General features: G+C 31.9%; 23 protein-coding genes and 1 pseudogene. 16 read left to right on the forward strand and 8 right to left on the reverse strand.

Features of this window, described 5'->3' with window-relative positions:
* Window positions 1–49: 49 nt before the first annotated feature.
* Window positions 50–1,279 (forward strand): MFS transporter, encoded by a 1,230-nt coding sequence (locus CIB95_RS06900; RefSeq protein WP_233143949.1) that lies wholly within the window; start codon window positions 50–52, stop codon window positions 1,277–1,279.
* A gap of 156 nt (window positions 1,280–1,435) precedes the next feature.
* On the opposite strand, the gene CIB95_RS16415 is transcribed toward CIB95_RS06900, so the two are convergent.
* Window positions 1,436–1,555: a DUF6254 family protein gene (locus CIB95_RS16415; RefSeq protein ID WP_233143952.1), complete on the reverse strand. Its 120-nt coding sequence runs from the start codon at window positions 1,553–1,555 to the stop codon at window positions 1,436–1,438.
* Window positions 1,556–1,687: 132 nt separating this feature from the next.
* Here CIB95_RS16415 and CIB95_RS06905 point away from each other — a divergent pair, with 132 nt between their 5' ends.
* Complete coding sequence (locus CIB95_RS06905; RefSeq protein ID WP_094923632.1) at window positions 1,688–2,623, forward strand: DMT family transporter; 936 nt, start codon at window positions 1,688–1,690, stop codon at window positions 2,621–2,623.
* 13 nt (window positions 2,624–2,636) lie between these two features.
* Here CIB95_RS06905 and CIB95_RS06910 read toward each other — a convergent pair whose 3' ends face one another.
* The 3 genes from CIB95_RS06910 to CIB95_RS06920 form a co-directional block, all read right to left on the reverse strand.
* A complete protein-coding gene (locus CIB95_RS06910; RefSeq protein WP_408607197.1) occupies window positions 2,637–4,211 on the reverse strand; it encodes a cation:proton antiporter in 1,575 nt (524 codons plus the stop codon).
* A gap of 118 nt (window positions 4,212–4,329) precedes the next feature.
* Entirely contained in the window at window positions 4,330–5,511 is a 1,182-nt protein-coding gene (locus CIB95_RS06915; RefSeq protein WP_233144005.1) for a GGDEF domain-containing protein, read from the reverse strand.
* Window positions 5,512–5,612: 101 nt separating this feature from the next.
* The gene (locus CIB95_RS06920; protein ID WP_094923636.1) at window positions 5,613–5,960 is read right to left on the reverse strand and encodes a CHY zinc finger protein; all 348 of its coding nucleotides are present in this window, start codon (window positions 5,958–5,960) and stop codon (window positions 5,613–5,615) included.
* A gap of 62 nt (window positions 5,961–6,022) precedes the next feature.
* Between CIB95_RS06920 and CIB95_RS06925 the strand changes: the two genes are divergently transcribed.
* The 5 genes and pseudogenes from CIB95_RS06925 to CIB95_RS06945 all read left to right on the forward strand — a co-directional run.
* A complete protein-coding gene (locus CIB95_RS06925; protein WP_094923638.1) occupies window positions 6,023–6,907 on the forward strand; it encodes a GDSL-type esterase/lipase family protein in 885 nt (294 codons plus the stop codon).
* 15 nt (window positions 6,908–6,922) lie between these two features.
* The gene (locus CIB95_RS06930; RefSeq protein ID WP_158217580.1) at window positions 6,923–7,501 is read left to right on the forward strand and encodes a YpmS family protein; all 579 of its coding nucleotides are present in this window, start codon (window positions 6,923–6,925) and stop codon (window positions 7,499–7,501) included.
* Between the two features lie 16 nt (window positions 7,502–7,517).
* Window positions 7,518–8,534, forward strand: coding sequence for a potassium channel protein (locus CIB95_RS06935; protein WP_094923641.1), 1,017 nt, complete (start codon window positions 7,518–7,520; stop codon window positions 8,532–8,534).
* A gap of 51 nt (window positions 8,535–8,585) precedes the next feature.
* Entirely contained in the window at window positions 8,586–8,726 is a 141-nt protein-coding gene (locus CIB95_RS06940) for an acid-soluble spore protein N (protein WP_094923643.1), read from the forward strand.
* Window positions 8,727–8,794: 68 nt separating this feature from the next.
* Window positions 8,795–9,643 (forward strand): annotated as a pseudogene (locus CIB95_RS06945) (patatin-like phospholipase family protein); the annotation flags it as partial.
* A gap of 165 nt (window positions 9,644–9,808) precedes the next feature.
* Here CIB95_RS06945 and CIB95_RS16590 read toward each other — a convergent pair.
* Entirely contained in the window at window positions 9,809–10,036 is a 228-nt protein-coding gene (locus tag CIB95_RS16590) for a YjcZ family sporulation protein (protein WP_094923646.1), read from the reverse strand.
* 187 nt (window positions 10,037–10,223) lie between these two features.
* On the opposite strand from CIB95_RS16590, the gene CIB95_RS06955 reads away from it, so the two are divergent.
* The 6 genes from CIB95_RS06955 to CIB95_RS06980 all read left to right on the forward strand — a co-directional run bounded on the left by CIB95_RS06955 (window position 10,224) and on the right by CIB95_RS06980 (window position 14,914).
* On the forward strand, window positions 10,224–10,739 hold the full coding sequence (locus tag CIB95_RS06955) for a BsuPI-related putative proteinase inhibitor (RefSeq protein WP_094923648.1): 516 nt from the start codon (window positions 10,224–10,226) through the stop codon (window positions 10,737–10,739).
* A 120-nt stretch (window positions 10,740–10,859) separates the two neighbouring features.
* Window positions 10,860–12,425 (forward strand): hypothetical protein, encoded by a 1,566-nt coding sequence (locus CIB95_RS06960; RefSeq protein WP_094923650.1) that lies wholly within the window; start codon window positions 10,860–10,862, stop codon window positions 12,423–12,425.
* A 199-nt stretch (window positions 12,426–12,624) separates the two neighbouring features.
* Window positions 12,625–13,047, forward strand: a complete 423-nt coding sequence (locus CIB95_RS06965; RefSeq protein WP_094923651.1) for a DUF4395 family protein — start codon at window positions 12,625–12,627, stop codon at window positions 13,045–13,047.
* A gap of 141 nt (window positions 13,048–13,188) precedes the next feature.
* Window positions 13,189–13,542 (forward strand): hypothetical protein, encoded by a 354-nt coding sequence (locus CIB95_RS06970; protein WP_094923653.1) that lies wholly within the window; start codon window positions 13,189–13,191, stop codon window positions 13,540–13,542.
* A 65-nt stretch (window positions 13,543–13,607) separates the two neighbouring features.
* Window positions 13,608–13,922: a hypothetical protein gene (locus CIB95_RS06975; protein WP_142296476.1), complete on the forward strand. Its 315-nt coding sequence runs from the start codon at window positions 13,608–13,610 to the stop codon at window positions 13,920–13,922.
* 119 nt (window positions 13,923–14,041) lie between these two features.
* Window positions 14,042–14,914 carry a GNAT family N-acetyltransferase gene (locus CIB95_RS06980; protein ID WP_094923656.1) on the forward strand — a complete coding sequence of 291 codons (873 nt, stop codon included), beginning with the start codon at window positions 14,042–14,044 and terminating at the stop codon, window positions 14,912–14,914.
* Between the two features lie 83 nt (window positions 14,915–14,997).
* Here CIB95_RS06980 and CIB95_RS06985 read toward each other — a convergent pair whose 3' ends face one another.
* The gene (locus tag CIB95_RS06985; RefSeq protein ID WP_094923658.1) at window positions 14,998–15,831 is read right to left on the reverse strand and encodes a DegV family protein; all 834 of its coding nucleotides are present in this window, start codon (window positions 15,829–15,831) and stop codon (window positions 14,998–15,000) included.
* 73 nt (window positions 15,832–15,904) lie between these two features.
* Complete coding sequence (locus CIB95_RS06990) at window positions 15,905–16,378, reverse strand: ribonuclease H-like YkuK family protein (protein ID WP_094923660.1); 474 nt, start codon at window positions 16,376–16,378, stop codon at window positions 15,905–15,907.
* A 119-nt stretch (window positions 16,379–16,497) separates the two neighbouring features.
* On the opposite strand from CIB95_RS06990, the gene CIB95_RS06995 reads away from it, so the two are divergent.
* Window positions 16,498–17,148 (forward strand): hypothetical protein, encoded by a 651-nt coding sequence (locus CIB95_RS06995; RefSeq protein ID WP_094923662.1) that lies wholly within the window; start codon window positions 16,498–16,500, stop codon window positions 17,146–17,148.
* Complete coding sequence (locus CIB95_RS07000) at window positions 17,141–17,974, forward strand: SDR family oxidoreductase (RefSeq protein ID WP_094923664.1); 834 nt, start codon at window positions 17,141–17,143, stop codon at window positions 17,972–17,974. The genes CIB95_RS06995 and CIB95_RS07000 overlap by 8 nt, the downstream gene beginning before the upstream one ends.
* Before the next feature lie 100 nt (window positions 17,975–18,074).
* Here the strand turns inward: CIB95_RS07000 and CIB95_RS07005 are convergent, their stop codons facing one another.
* Window positions 18,075–19,331 (reverse strand): MDR family MFS transporter, encoded by a 1,257-nt coding sequence (locus CIB95_RS07005; protein ID WP_094924204.1) that lies wholly within the window; start codon window positions 19,329–19,331, stop codon window positions 18,075–18,077.
* A 152-nt stretch (window positions 19,332–19,483) separates the two neighbouring features.
* Between CIB95_RS07005 and CIB95_RS07010 the strand changes: the two genes are divergently transcribed.
* A complete protein-coding gene (locus CIB95_RS07010) occupies window positions 19,484–19,876 on the forward strand; it encodes a DUF3221 domain-containing protein (protein ID WP_094923665.1) in 393 nt (130 codons plus the stop codon).
* Window positions 19,877–19,923 lie beyond the last annotated feature (47 nt).

Below are 19,923 nucleotides of genomic sequence, written 5' to 3' on the forward strand. Positions count from 1 at the left end.
AAGTTTTTGGTAAAATACGTTGTAGATTTTACTATAAGGAGATAAAAAGGTGCTTTTTGTTAAAAAGCTTCAAAAAAATATGAAAGGCCATCGTTCTCTAGGATTTCTATTATTGATTGGTGGCTTATATTCTTTAAGTGTTGCCTTGTCTAATACGTTTGTGAATGTGTATTTGTGGAAACAATCGAAAGAGTTTTTTGATATTGCAATATATAATTTAAGTTCAGTTATTTTGCAACCAATTGCCTTTATTCTTGCAGGCATGTTAGCTAAGCATATTGACCGTATCTATGTCCTACGGATTGGAATCATTTTCTTATCAGCTTTCTTTTTGAGTGTTCTTTTATTGGGGACAAGTTCTACAGACTTTATTGTTATTCTAGGTGCTTTGCACGGGATTGGCTTTGGAGTCTATTGGCTTGCTTATAATGTATTGTCTTTTGAGATAACTGAGCCGGATACAAGGGACTTTTTTAATGGTTTTTCAGGTGTGTTAGGATCATTTGCTGGAATTGTTGGTCCGATAACAGCAGGTTTGTTTATTACAAGAATGGAGCTTAATAAGGGATATTACCTTATCTTTACTATTTCCCTTATCATGTTTGCTTTAGCGGTTTTTCTGTCCTTCTTTATTAAGAAAAGAGATGCTAGAGGAAGCTTTAAACTTAAGGAAGTATTGAATGAACGGAAACGTAATAAAAATTGGAAAAATATTTTACACGCTAATTTTTTTCAAGGGTTTCGTGGAGGAACGTTTGTTTTTTTAATCGGTCTTTGGGTTTATATTACGACTGAGAGTGAATTATCATTAGGTACTTTTGCACTAATTCAATCTGCCATAAGCTTAGTTGCTTTTTCACTGGCTGGGAAATTGATTAAGCCGAAAAATAGGGTTAAATCAATCTTATTTGCTGGTGCAACTATGTATATTGCAATATTAATTATTGCATTTCATTTAACATTTATAAAATTACTCATTTATGGTGTTATCATTGCATTTGCTTTTCCATTCTTAATCGTGCCATTTATGTCGATTACATATGATGTTATTGGGGAAGCAAATAATTCAGGTAATAAAAGGATTGAATTTTTAGTAGTAAGAGATGTGTACCTTAACCTTGGTAGAGTGGTATCAATTTTATTTTTTATAGTTGCAATTTCTTTTTTTAGCCCTGAAAAGAGTATCCCATATCTCTTGTTTTTAATAGGACCTGGATTTTTGATCATTTCCTTTTTTATTAGAAAAGTGAATATTGATAGTACAAATGATAAAAACTGAATAGAAGAAGGAGGGAGTTTTATGGCAAAATCACGAAGTAAACAAGATGCAGAACAGAAAAATAAAAAAGGTATTGATTCAGCTACAAATGAAGCACAATTAAGTTCGGAAATAAATGCTAAATCAAGAAAGAAAAAATAAGCAACGTTACGTTGCTTATTTTTTTTCGTTTGTTTCATTTAATAATTCTTCTTTTGATTTCACTTTACCATGCGGATTTTGCGCCTGTTTCCTTGTGCGGAACTGTCTTTCTTGTTGACGTTTGGATTGTGTCACACTGATTCCTCCCTTCATTCTACATTATCGTTCGTTTTATTAGTCATCTTTATGTATTGTAGTTGAAAAATTTTGCGTGACAATTTTTTTATTATGCTGTATATTTCGTATATCGAAATAAGAGGGTGAGACATGATGAGAAAAGAAACAATTATTGTATATGCTTCTTTAGCATTTTCAACTAGCATATGGGGCAGTGCCTTTATTGCTGGTAAATACGCAGTAACAAGCTTTGAACCTGCTACTATTGCTTTTTTAAGATTTTTTTTCGCTGCAGTGATTTTGTACCCATTGATGTGGGTTACTCAGCGCAATAGATCAAAACCAACAATAAAAGACTGGGCACTATTTGCATTACTCGGGATTACAGGCATTACTATTTATAATATTTGTTTCTTTATGGCAAGTAAATATGCAACGGTTATTAAAAGCTCTTTATTTATTGCCATTAACCCTGTATTAATAACATTACTTTCTTACTTTTTCCTCAAAGAAAAACTTAGTAAAAAACATTTCATTGGAATGATAGTGGCACTACTTGGGGTAATTATCATTATTACGAATGGTCAGCTAATTAGGATTATTCAATTACAATTCCAATTTATTGATTTAGTATTATTGTTAGCTGTTATTACATGGGCATTATATAGTGTGCTAGGTAAACTTGCTTTAAAAAAGTATAATGCAGTTGTTTCAACAACTTATGCGATTGGGTTTGGAACACTTTTTTTAGTTCCTTTCGTTTTAAATGAAATAACAGTCGAAGTCTTAACTAACGCTTCCATTTCATCATGGTTAGCAATCATTCATATGAGTATCTTTGTCACAGTGGTTAGTTTTATTATGTATTATAATGGTATTAAAGAAATTGGTGCAGCGAAGGCATCTATATTTATTAATGTAATGCCAGTATCTGCCGTTATTTTGGCAACCATTTTATTAGATGAAGTTTTTACTTTGCCATACCTAATTGGAGCTCTATTTGTTATTGGAGGAGTATCATATTCCACGATTACTAGAACGAAGAAAAAGCAAAATATTGCACAAATGAAAAAGGCATTGGAATAACCAATGCCTTCATTTAATTTCCTCTGTTATTTAACTCTTCTATTTTTTCAATGATTTCTATTTTTTGTTTTTCACCTATTTTACTAGAGATAATTTCTCTTTGGATTAAATTGTTTATTGCTTCATATTCCGTATAAAGAGCATCTCTACTAGCATTACGTTTCTTTTCTTTTTTAATGGTTGGGTATTTATTATATAGACCATGTAACTTTTCTTGCACATGTTCCATTTCCTTTTCGTAATCCGCTTTAAGCTCATTGTATTCAATATCTGTTAATAACAAGTTATTCTTCATATCTTGCCAATCTCTTAACGCTTCTTTATATCGGAATTGTCTTGTAATTAGTTCTTCGTACTCTGCAATCGATTGATCACTTTTTATTACCTTTAATTTTCGTATGAGGGGTTTAATTGTTAACCCTTGAACGATAAGTGAGAAGAGGACGACACTAAATGTGAAAAGTAAAATGTCATCTCGTCCTGTAAATGTTGCAGGCAAACTCAAAGCTAAAGCAATAGATAAACTTCCTTTAAGCCCGCCCCAGTTTAGTACGTGTTTTTCTTTTCCTTTTACCTCTTTTATAAATGCTAAACTTGAATAAATAGCAATTGATCTTGCAAGAATTACTATTACAATTGCTAAAACGATAACACCCCACTTATTTTCCAATGGGATTCGATTGATTTCTAAACCAACTACAAGGAAGATTAATGAATTGGCGATAAAGGCAATGACATCCCAAAAATTATTAATATTTAGTTTGGTAACTGGGCTCATACCAATTTTCGCTCCGTAGTTTCCAAATATTAATCCTGCTATAACTACCGCGATTACACCACTTACATGGAAATATTCTGCAGTAAAAAAACTTCCGAAAAACAATAATAAGGATATAGTAATTTCTAAGGGATAATTATCAATAGGTTTAATAGCTAAGGATGCAACATAGCCAGACAATGCCCCAATCGCAATGCCACCAAGTGCAAATTTTAGAAATAATATGATACCTGAGCTCAAGCCGGCCCAGCCCATGTCAATATAACTCAATAAATAAACAGAAGAGATTGTAAATAAGACAACGGCAATACCATCATTAAATAAACTTTCTCCTTCAATGATTGTCGTTAACTTTTTACTAACTCCGAGTGACTTAAAGATAGATAATACTGAAATTGGGTCTGTGGCACTCATTAAAGCCGCAAAAGTAAATGCAACAACTAAAGGTAACTCAAGTAAGTAGTAAGCACCTGATCCTATTAGAATGAAAGAAATAAATGTGCCACCAAGTGCTAAGGCTAAGATTGGCTTTTTATTTTCTTTTAAGTGGGAGAATGGCAATTTTAAAGTAGCCTCACCTAAAAGTGTCGGAAGAAAGATTGAAATGACCATTACTTGAAAGACCGTGGACTGAGTAATAAACTCTTTTGCATTTTCTAACACTGGTAAATGGAAAGAACCAATTAATAAACCTACAATGACAAGTGCAATACTATATGGTTGTTTAAATGCGCCAGCAATAAATGTTACAAATGAACCTACGAGTAGCAATAATAAAATTTGCATAAATATTTCATTAAATTCGTGCAATTTTTTCACCCTTTCTAAGATATACTAATATTTTCTATTATAGTTTAGTTTTGCCAATAAAAAAACAATCCATTGTCAGGATTGTATAGGAATTGAATTATTGTATTAAATATAAGGTTTATGTTTTTCTTTTCTCATAATGACATACTATATTTCTACCTTTATTTTTAGCCATATAAACTGCCTTATCTGCATAAAATATTAATTGATTTATTGAATTTGCATCGTCTGGAAATGAAGCGACGCCGACACTTATGGTAACATGGATCTTTTTTCCATTATCAAGTGTAATTTTAGCCCGTTCTACTTTCTTCCTAATTTGTTCTGCTAAAGTTATGACTTCTTGTTTAGGAAGTTTGGAAATAACTAATACAAACTCTTCTCCTCCGAATCTTACAGCAATGTGATTTTCGATACTTTCCATGATGATCTTTGCAACGCTTTGCAAAGCTTTATCTCCATTTACATGACCATATTTGTTATTAATATGTCTTAAATAATCCATATCTGCAAAGATAATGCTAAGCTGTTCTTTCCTTTTGACTGCTTGCAAAAAATGTTTGTTAATGTTCTCATCAAAAAAGCGATAATTATATAGTCCAGTTTTCCCATCTATATATGCTAGCTTTTCCTCAGAGTTCAACAATTTTTTTAGTAAAAGTATTGGAATAATCAAAATGAGAATCAAAGATGGATCAAGTAAATATATTCCACCTACTAATGCCCCAAAACCAATCATAAGTAATTCAACTAGTAACACGTTAGAGTTCAATGTATTTACATTATTAAATGGTATATTTTGTTCTATAGAAAGAAATGTTGTAAGTAAGAATAACTTCATTAATACAAAGATGAATGCTGTTGGGATGATAGCTAAAGTTCTTGCAAAAGAGAGGAAGTCAATGAGTCCTTGAACATAGGAGTAAACAGATGCAGCACATAGTCCTGAAATGATCACGATTGCAACTTTTAAATGATCTCTATTTTGAAAAGAGGTTTTAAAGTCATAGTTGAAAATATTCGAAATAAAAAGTGAAAGCAGTTGTAACAAGCAAAATAATGGGAAAGGTAAGATAATTAATACAGCAAATTCGACACTACTTAGTAAGCGTTTCTCAATCTTTTTACTTTCAAAGTAATGAATCACAATACGAATCAAGACTATAATAAAGGTCCAAAGTCCGAAGTGGAGCCAAGTTGTAAGCTGAAAAAATTGCAAATGAGATGCGGAAATGACGGAGATGATTATTGCTATGCTTAAACAAGTTGTTATATAAAAAGATAATATGTTGTTATACATTTTCAACACATTGGGCCTCCTAATTGTAAGTAAATAATCGATTTAGCCCGAAAAACTATTCTTATCATCATATTCTCGATCTACAGTAATGTTCCCTCAAATTATTTTCCTTTTTTAAAGTATAAATCGTGATGTAATTCACAATTAGGGTTAAATTTAGCACGACAGACTGGGCAATGATAAGTATTATTTAAATAACATGCGATTGTTAGCTCGTTCTTACATGCTCCACAATATATGGCCGGTTTGCTGAAATCTTCTTTTGGCCATGGGGTAGCTTCATGCCTTTCACTTTCTTGATGACAAGAATAACAAGGGTAATATTTATTACAACATTTAAATTTAATTGCAATGATATCTTGAGTGGAATGATAATGAACACACCTTGTATTCGTATCTATCGTTTTTCCGTAAATCTTTATAGTTCTGTTAATACTATTCTTTTCCATTTGAGAAGCCTCCTATGTTATTATCAAATTAAAGAAAACTAGATTAGTAGGGTGTAAAACCAATGAAGAAAAGAAATATTATCTTAAGTATTTGTTTTATTTTTATATGTATTATAAACGTTTATCTATTACTAGATGATAAATCTCGACAAGTGATGTTAACACAAGTTTCTTCTAAAAAAACAGTAGTCGTTTCTAAAGGTATTATTCTAAACAAAGATATATCAATAGTAGCTATTGGTGATTCCTTAACAGAAGGTATTGGTGATTCCTCAGGAAGAGGGGGTTATCTATATTTTTTAGAACAAGAACTGAAAAGTCAACCACAATTAAGGGAAATTACAATTGAAAACTTAGGTGTTAAAGGGAGAAGGACAGATCAACTTATAAAAAGTTTAAAGAAAGAAAAGATGTCTACATCTCTAAAAACAGCAGATGTCGTATTAATTACAATTGGCGGCAATGACCTCATGAAAATTACAAAAGAAAATTTTACTGATTTAACGAAAGAACTTTTTGAGAAAGAACAGGAATCATTTAGAAAAAATCTACATGAAATCTTTCGACTAATTAATAACTATAATGAAAATACCAAAATATATTTAATTGGTATGTACAATCCGTTTTCTCTTTGGCTAGAAGAATTAAACGAATTAGAGGAGATTATCATTGATTGGAATTCAATTGGACTAGAGGTTGCTTTATCTTATAGTAACGGATACTACATTCCTATTAACGACATTTTTGTTGGGGATACAAACCTGTTACTTGCAGAGGATAACTTTCATCCCAATGCAAGGGGATATAAACTAATGGCAAATCGAATAGTTGATTACTTAGGTTTTTATACTTTTAATACACAATCAGATTCAGAGATGGGAATTGAGATAGATCCATCTAGAAATAACGCAGAAATACTAACTACTCAAAGACATTATAGACCATAATGAATGGGGATAAAAATGAAAAACTGGAATAAATGGAAACTAAGTTTTTTTACGATATTAATCATGAATATTGCACTTTTAGTTACAATAGTTTCTTTCATAGTTGCAACACCAAATACAATTGAAAATAGTCCAAACAATATACAAACTGAAGAAGTTCATTTTAATGTCACTACCACAAAACAACAATTAAATTCATTAATACGTCAATACTTAACAAAGAATAGAAAGGAAGAAAAAATATCATATGCCGTTGTTTTAGCTGATGACATAACAATGGTAGGTACGATAACGGCCTTTGGTAAAAAAGTAAGCTTGTTAATGAGTTTTGAGCCAAAAGTAAAGCAGAATGGTGACTTAGTTTTGGAAGTAAAGGCAATAAGATTAGGTAAATTAAGGTTACCTGATCGTACGGTACTTAAATATATTAAGGACCATTATAATATTCCTAACTGGGTTATTGTTCAACCTGATAAAAAAGCAGTTTATGTATCATTGAATTCGTTACAATTAAAAAATAATATTCAATTGAAGGCAAGTACTTTTAATTTAGAAGAGGATGATATATCTTTCGATGTAGGAATAACGCCTTAAAAGGGAGGGGTTAATAGTGGTAGTTATTTTAAGAAGTTTAGTGTCTAAAGTAGTGAAGATGAGTAATGTATTATTATTTTTTATAACATTTTCGATGATCTTATTGAGCACGATAATCATTTTTTCAATAGAACGAGAAACGTTTCCAACACTCTTTGATGCTCTTTGGTGGGTAATGACTACTGTAACTACGGTAGGATATGGAGACTTTTATCCTGTTACCATTGCAGGTAGAATATTCGCGATGTTTTTGTATATTTTCGGAATAGGAATTTTAGGAGTAGTGATCGGGAAAATCGTCGATAGTTTTGCAACCATTAAGCGTTTAAAGGAGGAAGGAAAGTTGAAATATACTGGAGCGGGGCATATCGTCATCTTTGGTTGGTCAAAAAAAGCAGAAATTGCTATTCATGAAATTATTAATAGTGATGAAAAAATTGAAATTGTAATCATTGATCAATTAGCAAGAGAACCATTTCCACATGATCGAGTGATTTATATACAGGGTGACCCATCTGTTGAAAATACTATGATGATGGCAAATTTGCAAAATGCTAAAGCTGCAATCGTTTTTGCCGACGACACTATTGATAATAGCGTATTAGTAGATGGAAAATCATTATTGTTTGTTTCAGCAGTAGAGCATTATGCGCCTGACGTTTATACGGTTGTTGAAATACTTAGAGAAGACCATATTAAAAATTTCAAGCATGTAAATGTAGATGAATTTGTTTTATCTCATGAAATGATTTCACGCTTGTTAGTACAATCAACGATTCAAAATGGAATTACAGATGTCATATCACAATTATTAAGTCGCTCTATTGGGGACGATATTTATGAAATCGAAAAAAAGGAAAACTGGATAACGTATAAAGATGCTGTAGTTGCTTTAATGAATGATGGTGCCACATTAATTGGAGCTGGGAATAAATTGAATGTTAATGAAGTATTAAATGAAAAAATTCCAAATGATGTTTGCTTAAGAATAATTTGTAGCAAAGAAACGTTAGAAAAAATTATCTCTCGATAAGAATAGCATCTCGTTAAAAGGTGATATTAAATAGTGAAAGGGGGATTTTCCATGGCAAAGTCGAAACATGCCTTTGATAGATATCGTCCCAATCACTTAGGTACACAGCCACGTGCTGCTGAGGGAAATAAAGGTAAGCAAATGGCTACGAAAGGGAACGAGCACCCGGACTATGCTCCTCCAAAAGGTTAACTTTTGAACTCTCCATATCGGAGAGTTTTTTGCATAAGATTCAGCATACTTCTTTAGGGGTGATTTATTTGAACAAAATTGGACTAGTACTAGAAGGTGGAGGTATGAGAGGTACATATACTGCTGGTGTATTAGAATTTCTAATGGATAAGAACCTTTACTTTCCATATGTTATTGGAGTCTCTGCCGGTGCATGTAATGGTTCTTCTTATATATCAAGACAAAAAGAACGAAATAAAATTGTCAACCTTGAGTATGTTAATCAACCACAGTATTTATCCGCTCGGAACTTTATTAAAAAACAGCAATTATTTGATATGGATTTTATATTTGAAGAGTTACCAAATATTCATGTCCCTTTTGACTATGAAACATTTAAATATGCAAAAGAACAATTTATTGTAGGTACTACAGATATATCTACAGGCAAGCCAATTTACTTTTCAAAAGAACAATATCATGATCATATTCCTCTTCTACTTCGAGCATCAAGTTCTATTCCTATCGTTGCACCTGTCGTTGAATTTGAGGATATGAAATTATTAGATGGAGGTATCGTCGATCCTATTCCGATTAAGAAATCAGAACTAGATGGTAATTCTTTTAATGTTGTAATATTAACGAGAAATGATGATTATGTAAAAAAACAAACTAAAATGAAATGGATAGCAAAGCGCTTCTACAAAGAATATCCTGCATTAATAAAGGTTTTAGAAGAAAGACATGAAATTTATAACAATACGATATCGTATATTAAAGATCAAGAAGAAAAGGGCAATATATTTGTTTTTCGACCGAGTAGTCGATTAAAAGTGAGTAGCATTGAACGTAATACGGCCAAGCTGACAGAGTTATATTATTTGGGATATAAAGATGCACAAACTAAATATGAGCACTTATTATCTTGGATAAAACAACGTACGATTGATACTGAAGAGCAGAAAGATTCTAATCATGAAAAAGTTGCACCTATTAAAGTTGTATAAGAAAAAGCTGGGACAAAACAAGGAGCCAGACACCTCATTCTACAATCTATAGCAATGAGGAGCAAGGCACTTGTGTTCCAGCTTCTTTAACATGCATTAAAATTTACAAGCTGCACCAATTATGATTAAAAGGATAAACAATACTACAAATAATGCGAATGAATTTCCTCTACCATATGTCGGTGTGCCGTAGCAGCAACTTGAAGGCATATGCTGCATCATTGGCGCAGAATACATCATTGGTGCTTGTTGTTCTACACCCATCTCAGGCATTTCATACCCTTTTCCAGGCATTTCGTAAGGTCCATACTTCATTTTCTCCATGAAATAACCTCCTCTCCTATATGCTTACAATATCTTTATGTATTAATTTAATAATTGTATAGGCGTATGTGTATGTAGAGAAGAGTTCTTTCAGACAATTAACTACTTTTGGATTTAAGAGGAATAAATTCTGTTGTAACTTTAGATCTTATTATTCGTCATAATAGTAAGGAGGGTGAATAATAAGATGAAAAAATATTTATCTTTATTGTTGGCATTCATATTATGTGTAACTTTAGTAGCATGTGGCTCTAGTGATAAGGCTACTGATGATAAAAATAGTGGAATAGCAGACAATGAGAATGAAGAAGATAAACTAGAAACAAACGAAGGAAACAACGGAATAATTGCAGGTAGTATAGTACCTTCTGCAACAATCACAGAAGTAAAGAATGATGATGTGACTATAGTTTATAGCCTTAAAAATCAAACTGAAAAAGTTAAGCAATTTACATTTAGAACTAGTCAAAAGTTTGATTATGATCTTTATAGTAAAGATGGCAAGTTAATAAAAAGATACTCAGAAGATAAGGATTTTTTACAAGCGATAACATACCTTACATTGAAACAAGGAGAATCGTATGATATCCCAATTCATGTAAAAAATTTGAAAGCGGGCCATTATAAACTTATTATTTGGTTAACAGCAGAAAGTGAAGAGGATTATAAAGTACATGTGCCTTTTGAAATCCCTCATAACTAAAAAAGAATTTGAAATAGTGACAATCGCTATTTCTTTTTTTCTAAATTGATTGAAAAAACTTTATTTTCAAGTAAAATAGAAAATGCAGTGTAAATTTAAGGAAAAGGTGATGTGAACATCATGAAGATTCTAAAAAACATATATGTCATTCCTGCCATTATAACATTCGTTTTAATTTTGCTATTGTTTGTTGAACAAGTGAACGAAAAAACTTCTTTTCCTTCAGAGGGATGGAGTAGGTCCATATCCTTTAATGAAGTCTCAGACGGAAGAACTTACTTTATTTCAACAAATGAAAATGGATCATTTGAGGCATATACACCTGCTGACAATGAATTATTACATTTGACAATTAATGAAGACCTAGAAGTTACTAATAAAGAAATCATTCCAGTTGAATTACATAAAAGAAAAGACTTTTGGGCCAAGGATAATGATGTCATTTATTTGGACGAACAGAAGAATTTAGTACTATTTTCTAATGGTAAGAACGCGGTAATCTCTGAAAATGTTAACGGGGCCTCGTTTGATGAAAATACAATATTATTTTGGGATAACAAATCAATATATTTTGTCGATAGTGAAAGTTATAAGGTCACAAAGGTTGCAGAAACTGAAAAGCCTATCAAAGATTTATTAATTGACAAAGATTCTAAGTCATTTGTTGTCGTATTTAACATTGATCCAAGTGTTTTTGATATTGCTTACTATTTCCATGATACAAATGTCTATATTCCAGTATATTCTGGAGAGTTAGTTACGCATTTAGGGGCTACTTTAACAGATCTTGCTTTTGTTGATGAAAACGAAAAACTTCATTTCGTCTACACAGCGATTACAAGAAGACAAGGTGTTAGGAAATCAAAAACAAACTACTTAACGGTGGACGTAAGATCAAAAGAAGTAAAAACGGAACCTTTAGTAATATTGGATAGTGAAAATAATCGCCCGTTAAGTGATCCGGGAGATTTTGAACTATTCTCAAGAAATTCACAAGTAAAGTTATTATTTTCTGCAAATGGATTTTTAGATAAACGGACAATGGAAGGTAGTATTTACGAAGCTGTAAACAATGATGGAAAGTGGATAGCAGAACGGAGAAGCACAACATATAAACATTCATTACGCCCAGAAGTTGTTAATGATGAAACTATAGTTTGGTTAGATTTTTATCCTCAACTTACTTTTAGTGAGGAAGAATATCGATTTTATGCTAGTTCTAGCCGTACGGAAGTAATTAAGCATACAGAGAGTGTTACAGGAGCTGATTTAAAGATAGCTACTTCAGCAATGTTAACAGCATTACCAAAGTCAGTATTTATCTTATTCTTCGCTTTTTTATGGATTGTTCCTCCTGTACTAATCTTAATGACATTGGCATTTGTAAATCCAAAGCATATTGAAAAGACGTCTTGGAAAGTTAGAATAACTTCCGTTGTTTTATTAGTAATAAGTCAATATTTTGTAATGTCAAAAATTAATGCATCAGTATTTAACATTGCAGCACCAGACTATTTAACGTTTGCGTACAGTATGTTAGTCTACGCAAGCGTATTAGGAATTGTATCTTTTATGGTGATGATGTTTGTCAGAACCGAAGATTGGTCACCTTCTGTTGAATTTATTTACATTGCGTGTATTAATGCTTGGTTTATTTCACTCTTATACGGATCTTATTTACTATAAAATTTATGAACGAACGAATGTGGTATTTATGCCATATTCGTTTTTTTTTATGGAGCAGAGAAAACCACCCGTTATCACGGGTGGTTTTTATTTATAAAATCAATCAAATATAAATTTTATTCGAATATAATACTTTATGCTTTATTCCGAGTAAATAGATAGGTATAATGTATTTAAAGAAAGTGAAAGGGTGGAAATAATGAATGGCATTCCGAGTATATTAGTAAAAATTAATCAAATGTTTATTATTACAACAGTAACATTAGGTATTCTTATAAATCATCATTTACTACTTTTACCAATCATCATTGGGATAATAACGATTTCGACTAAAAAAAATCCGATAATATCCTTTTCGTTTCGATACCTAAGAAAAGATTTAGCTACTTATACATTAGAAGATAAGGACCAACAAATCTTTAATCAATGGATTGCAACGGTATTAATATCAATTCAGTTTATTTGTTTTGTATTATCTTATGAAACGTTAGGAATTTTATTTGGTTGCATTGTATTAATCGCGAGTAGTTTTGCATTGGCTGGGTTTTGTATTGGTTGTGTTGTCCGGTATAAATATATACAAATGAAGCATAACAATAAAAATAAACCATTCTTTAAATGAGGAGAGCTCTTTGCTCTTTTTTTTTTGCAATGATATTTGTTCCATTTCAATAGAATGTTCATCACACAAGTTTTCTGAGAATAAACTTAAATCCTAACTCGTAGAATGGTAGTAGGAATGTTTTCGAAGGAGTGTGGTAACATGTCATTATTTGAAGATTTAAGAAATAAGTTTATTGAGATAGCTGATGGGAATTACATTGTTAGAGTAGAAGGTTTTTTGCGGGAGAAAACGAGAACGCAAACAAAACCAATTCGCTGGGACTTAACAATTATTGATGATGTAAAAGGTACGTTACCTACTAAATTCAGCCATATTGAAACAGATGGAGGTTTTAACATATTAAGACGTGAACTTAAACAGCTAGGATATCGCCCATCTTCACCTGAAGAGTTAGAGCAAGCTTTGAATGACTTAAAAGGAAAGTTAGTCGAAATAGAGTTATTAACAGATGGTGAGTTTAGAAATATACGGTTTGTAAGGCGAATAAATTAACGATGTTTTAAAGACTAGCAATTTGGAAATAATAGAGATAAAGTCTATTATTTTCGGAGGATGATATGATGAAGTATTTAACGTTAATTGGAACATATCTTAAGAAAGTTGAAGTGAGTGATTTGCAAAAAATTCGAGATACAATTGTAAACAAATTAATAGTTTTCTTAAAAATAAAGGATCATATTACTAGGAAGCATTTATATGTCAGTGGAATCGTATTTTTTCAGTTACTATCATTGTTTTGTTTGTTTTTCAATATATACTACGTAGTAACCTTTGTTATATTGTATACGACGTGCAGTATTGCACTTTTTGTTCATTTGTACAAAGAAGCAATACATAAGAATGAAAATAACAATTTGAATAGTGAAATGTAAAGGCTCTCTTATAAAGGGAGCTTTTATTATTTTTATAAGTAAGTATGTATTATTAAAGGAATATAGATTTATTTGTAGAACTTTTTAGCTACAGATAATCAAAACGAAGGAGTGGTGTAATGATTTCTTACAAAAAGCTTATTGACTGTTCATTACATGATGTAATTAATGCATGGAATCGGGGATTTGAAGGGTACGCAGTCAATGTTCAAATGAATATTAAACAATTTTTACATAGAATGACTGCCGAAGAATTATGTCCAGAAAGATCTTTAATCGCCTACGATAAGCAAAATCCGGTTGGAATATTGTTAAATGGGTTTCGAAATATGGAAGATAAAGTAGTTGCTTGGAATGGTGGGACTGCAATTGCTCCAGAGTACAGGGGTAAAAAAATTGGAAGTGAATTGGTTGAACAATCTTTAGCACTATACAAAGATGAGGGCGTTCACCTTGCAACTTTAGAAGCAATTAAAGGAAATACAAATGCGATTAAAACGTATGAAAAATTCGGCTATAAAACAGTAGATATGTTGCAGTTTTACCAACATAAAGGCCAGCAATTACTTGATAAACCACAGAATGAATTTAATTTCTCTTTAAGTGAAAACCCATCAGCTTATGCTAAAAGTATCAATTACTATAACACCGATACTGCATGGCAGACTCAAGTTGATAGTATTAAAGATGGTAGAGTTATAGAACTATTGAGGAATGGTACTTCATCTGGTTATATTTTATTTAAAGAAAGTTATACTCCAACAGGAGAATTACAGTCAATTGTATTATACCAAAGTGAATTGAATCCAGTTTTACGAGAAAACGGTAATGACGTTTTTGTTCATTTACTAATGGAATTATTTAATAAGTTGGATCATAATGGCTCAATGGTTGGTTTTAATTTATCAAGTGAGAACGGAATTATTGAGTTGTTTGAGAAGTGTAAATTTAATTTAGTTTTAGAACAAGTTCGTATGAAAAAAAGTATGTAACGAAAAAATCCCACTTTTATCTCAAGTGGGATTTTTTCATTTTTAATATGGAGGCTTTTTTTTAAAAAAATCAGCTTAATTAATTATATCCAACTTATTGCAATGGTTCCTTCTCCTGTATGGACACCTACAGTTGAGCTTAAAGGTGAGATTTGAATAGATAATTCTGGATGAAGCGATTGTAATTCTTCTTTAATTTCATTTGCACGTTCGATAGCATTACAATGCAAAATAAAAATCTTACTAAGATTTTTTTCTTGTTTCGTAGCTGATAGGCGATCATATATTTTCTTTAATGCTTTTTTATCAGTACGAACTTTTTCTACTACTTCAATCTTGCCATCTTCTAATTGAATGATTGGTTTCACACTTAATAGGTTTCCAAGTAAATATTGAGTTGTATTCATGCGGCCACTTTTATGAAGTTGATCTAAGCTTCCAATTAATACATATGTTTCATAGGCATTCACTAAATTATTTATTGACTCTAACACTTCATCTAGTGATTTTCCTTGTTCATGAGCATTTATACCAGTGAAAAGCATGTCTGTTAAAGGGTAAGAAAGTACCTTTGAATCAATAACAGTAATAGGGAATTCAACCATTTTAGAAGCTTGTTCACTTGTTGAATATGTTCCACTTAACTTACCTGAAACGTGAACAGCTATTGCCAAATCATATTCATTACAAATTTTTTCATAAAATGATAAAAAGTCACCGATCGGAGGTTGAGAGGTTTTCGGAACTGTTTTCGCTTTGCTAAGCATTTCATATAGTTCTTCTGTCGTTAACTCTTCATCTTTATATATTTCATCGTTAAAATGAAGGGTCGTGTTAAGTACATAGATGTCAGGGTGATTTTTAAGTTCTGGTGATAAGTATGCAGTACTATCAGTAATCCAAGCAATTTTTTTCAATTACATCACATCCAATCAATGCATAATTTTAAAACTATTATACTACAATATTCTAATAATTTCGACAAGTATTTTAACTTGTGAATTTATCTGCTACTGAGCTTGCCCCAAATGAATCAGGTTTTATCTTTGCAGTATAACCTACAGCTGTTACCCATCCGACTACTTCATGGATGAGTTGTCTCGTATCACCATTTCGACCAATGTCTACATGTACTTCTACTGGGTACTTCGCAAATAAATTTGCCAATCCTTTTTCCTTTAGGGAATTTAAATGTTTTAAACTTAGTTCGGTTTCTGTGTAAATTCTAGTACGTAAATCATGAATCGGTTTTTGTTTCTTCTTCTTATAGAAGAATCGAGCACCTTTCCCTAATCGTTGAATAATTACAGCAGTAACAAAGATTGTCTTATCTTTATATGTTTGAGAATCTGTTCCTATGATTATTTTATAGTTACTTGGTGAGGAATCTTGAATGTACAAAGAGAGTTCTGTAAGTAGTTCTTGTATTGAAATTTTCCCTTTCGATGGACTAAAAAAGTGCAAAATACCACGCCTCTCTAACTGCTAAGTTATTAATAGTATATTTTGGGAAAAGGATTTATGACACTTTTGAGGAAATTATACTGTAGAATATATAATTATAAATTTATAGGTGGTATATTATGGAAGAATGCGTTTGGTATGCAAGTTACGGCTCCAATTTATTAAAGGAAAGATTTCTTTGCTATATAACAGGTGGACGCCCAGAAGGTTCTTTAGATACAGAACCTGGGTGTAGAGATAACTCACTTCCAAAAGACGATCGTCAAATTTTAATTTCACATCCATTATATTTTGCTAAAGAAGCAGCTAGATGGGGAGATGGTGGGGTTGCATTTATCGGTGGACAGTCAAATAATGACCAGACTTTAGGGAGAATGTACTTAATTACAAAAGACCAATTCATTGATGTTGTTAGTCAAGAGAATCGCAATATTGAAGTATCATTAGACCTAGAAAATGTTAAGTCTAAACGAAATCATCTTTTTGAAGAATCATGGTATGGAAATGTAGTTTACTTAGGTGATGAAGAGGGGTATCCAATCTTTACTTTTACTGCAAATTGGGATGAAGAGGTGATTGATTATAAATCACCTTCAAAAGAATATTTAGGAACAATAATCCGTGGATTATTACAGACTTACAAAATGGATGAAGAGACATTAGTAAACTATTTAATTAATAAAAAAGGAATAGATATTAATTATAACCAAGAAAATTTAAGGGAACTTATTCAACAATGTGAGTTATCAGGGCGGATTAATAATGAATAAAGTTGCTGTAGTGACAGGTTCATCAAGTGGATTCGGTTTATTCATTTCAATTGAACTTGCAAAAATAGGTTACGATGTATTAGCTACTATGAGAGATTTAAATAAATCAGAAGAGCTAATAAAGCTTGCAACAAAAGAAGGAGTAATAAACAATATTCATTTGTTCAAATTAGATGTAAGTGAACAATTATCAATAGAAAACTTTAAAATGAATCTAAATCAATTTTCCAGGGTTGATGTATTGGTTAATAACGCTGGCTACGCACAAAGTGGTTTTATAGAAGAATTACCATTGCAAGAATTAAAAGAGCAATTTGATACAAATGTGTTTGGTGTGGCTTCAGTTACAAAAGTGGTTCTACCTTTAATGAGGAAACAAAACTCGGGAACGATTGTTAATATGAGTAGTATTAGTGGATTGATAGGATTTCCGGGGCTAGCAGCTTACGTCTCATCCAAGCATGCTTTAGAAGGTTTAAGTGAAAGTATGAGATTAGAACTAAAACCGTTCGGTATTCATGTAGTCTTAATTGAGCCAGGTTCTTATAGTACAAACATTTGGTCAAAAGGAATGGATATCGAAATAAATGAAGAATCACCCTATTATAAGATGGGCCAACGTTTGATGGTACAAGTAAAATCGGGTCAGACAAGGTTAGGCAATCCTAAAGATGTAGTAGATCTAGTGGTCAAAGTAATAAAGAAAAGAAAACCGAAGTTACGCTACTCAATTGGAAAAGGAGTTAGAAGTACAATAATTATTAAAAGAATCTTACCTTGGTCTATTTGGGAGTATATAGTTAATAAAACGTTACAAAAAAAATAAGTGATCCAAGTTGAGGCTAAGGTTGAAGAATGAAGATAGGAATACAAAAAAGTTGATCAAAAAGAGATGTACACTCTAAATTGATCAACTTTTTTAATTTTTAATGACTTCGATTGGCAACCAATTTATCCAAAGAAATATAAACGATACCCGCAACTATACAGCCAATTCCTAGAATGGAAAATAAGACTATTCCTAAATTAATATCTAGTAGCCATCCAGCTAGAAGGGGCCCTAAAGCACCTCCTAAAATCCATTGTAAGCCAGAAGCCCCCATGTAAGTACCGCGTAAATTTTCGGGAGCTAAATTAGCTACGAAAGTCATCTGCACAGGAGACATTAACATTTCGCCAAATGTATAAATCCCATAAACAAGTAACAGCCAAAGAATTACTTGTACAAAAGACATGTCTAATGATGAGAATAAACGTGGTAAGTATCCGATTGCTAATATACCAAGTCCAAATAAGCCGGCACCATAAAACATTACTTTTCCAATTGGCTTATCACTGACCCAAGAAGAGATCGGAAATTGGAATAAGACAACCAAAAGTCCGTTAAATGCCATTAAATATGGAAATGGATTTTGCACATCAGAAAATTTAGGGAATTCAATCGCAAAGTGTAATGGAAGCATTCCTTCCATTTGAGAGAAACTCATAGATATAATGACACCTGTTAAAATAAACAATAATAATATTTTATCCATTAGGAGAACTTGGATAGCACTTGGAAGCTTTTCGGTTGTATCATCTTCTTTGTCTTTTTCTTTATCAACCTTAGGGAGCGTTTCAGAAATAAAGATTAAAACAATTAATGAGTAAAGAAAGACGGAAGCACCAGCAATGATGAAGACAACTGCTTTCGATAAAAAGATGATTGAAGCTCCTAGTAAAGGACCGATAGCTGCACCGATGTTATGTCCCATTCGTAGTAATCCAAACGCTTCTGTCCGTTTTTCTGGTGGTGTTACATCAGCTACCATTGCCGAAGCAGCCGGGTGGAATAATGAATTGAACAATCCGAAGAATGCAGATAATATTAGAAAAGCTAAAAAGCTGTCATAAAAGACAAATCCAATCATTACAATTCCGTTACCGACCATAGATAAAATCATTATCGGTTTTCTTCCATAAATATCAGCGAAACGACCACCAATAAACGATCCGAAAACAGCTGCAACAGGAGACACTGCCATTATAATACCGACTAAAAATAATGAATCAACTTTATCACTTAAATATAAAGCGAAGAAAGGCATTAACATCATGAAGGCAATACTGTTTATGGATTCACCAATAAATCGAATCCAAATGTTCCGGTCCATTTCTCGATATGCTCGTAAAGTACTTTTAATCATTGTTGTCACATCCAATTTGTGTAATATTCATTCCTAACATACCATGAAAGTTTTTAAAAAATAGAATTTTGAATATTTAAAAATTAAAATATCTGTGTTACTATAATTTTATAGTAACCATACAAACATGAAATTAGGGGGAAATTGAAATGAAATTGAAATTTGGATTTGTTTTAATGTTGTTAGTGTTAATTATCTCGGGTTGTGCAGAAAAGAAAACATATGAAGAGCCAGGTGCTGGAGATGGAGCGGCTAACCCTAATGGAATTACAATTGAAGGGACAATCTTAAAAGTTGTTGAAACTAGCTCAGGAGATAAAAAAATATTAGTGGCTGAAGGCGATGTTAAAGATGAGGGAGATTACAACAAATCTCCAATTACTTTAGTACAAGAAAGCAAATATTCAAACCTTTATTGGGTTAAAGTTGAATCAATTGAAGGATATGAAGCTGGTCAAAAAGTAACGGTTAATACGAAAGATAAGCCTTCTGGAAATGCATTACCTTATCAAACTGAAGCACATAGTGTTGAACAACGCTAATACAAAAGTACTAAAAAAACTATCATACTTCTACTACTAAATTAGTA

Source organism: Lottiidibacillus patelloidae, from assembly GCF_002262935.1.
GTDB classification, from domain to species: domain Bacteria; phylum Bacillota; class Bacilli; order Bacillales; family SA5d-4; genus Lottiidibacillus; species Lottiidibacillus patelloidae.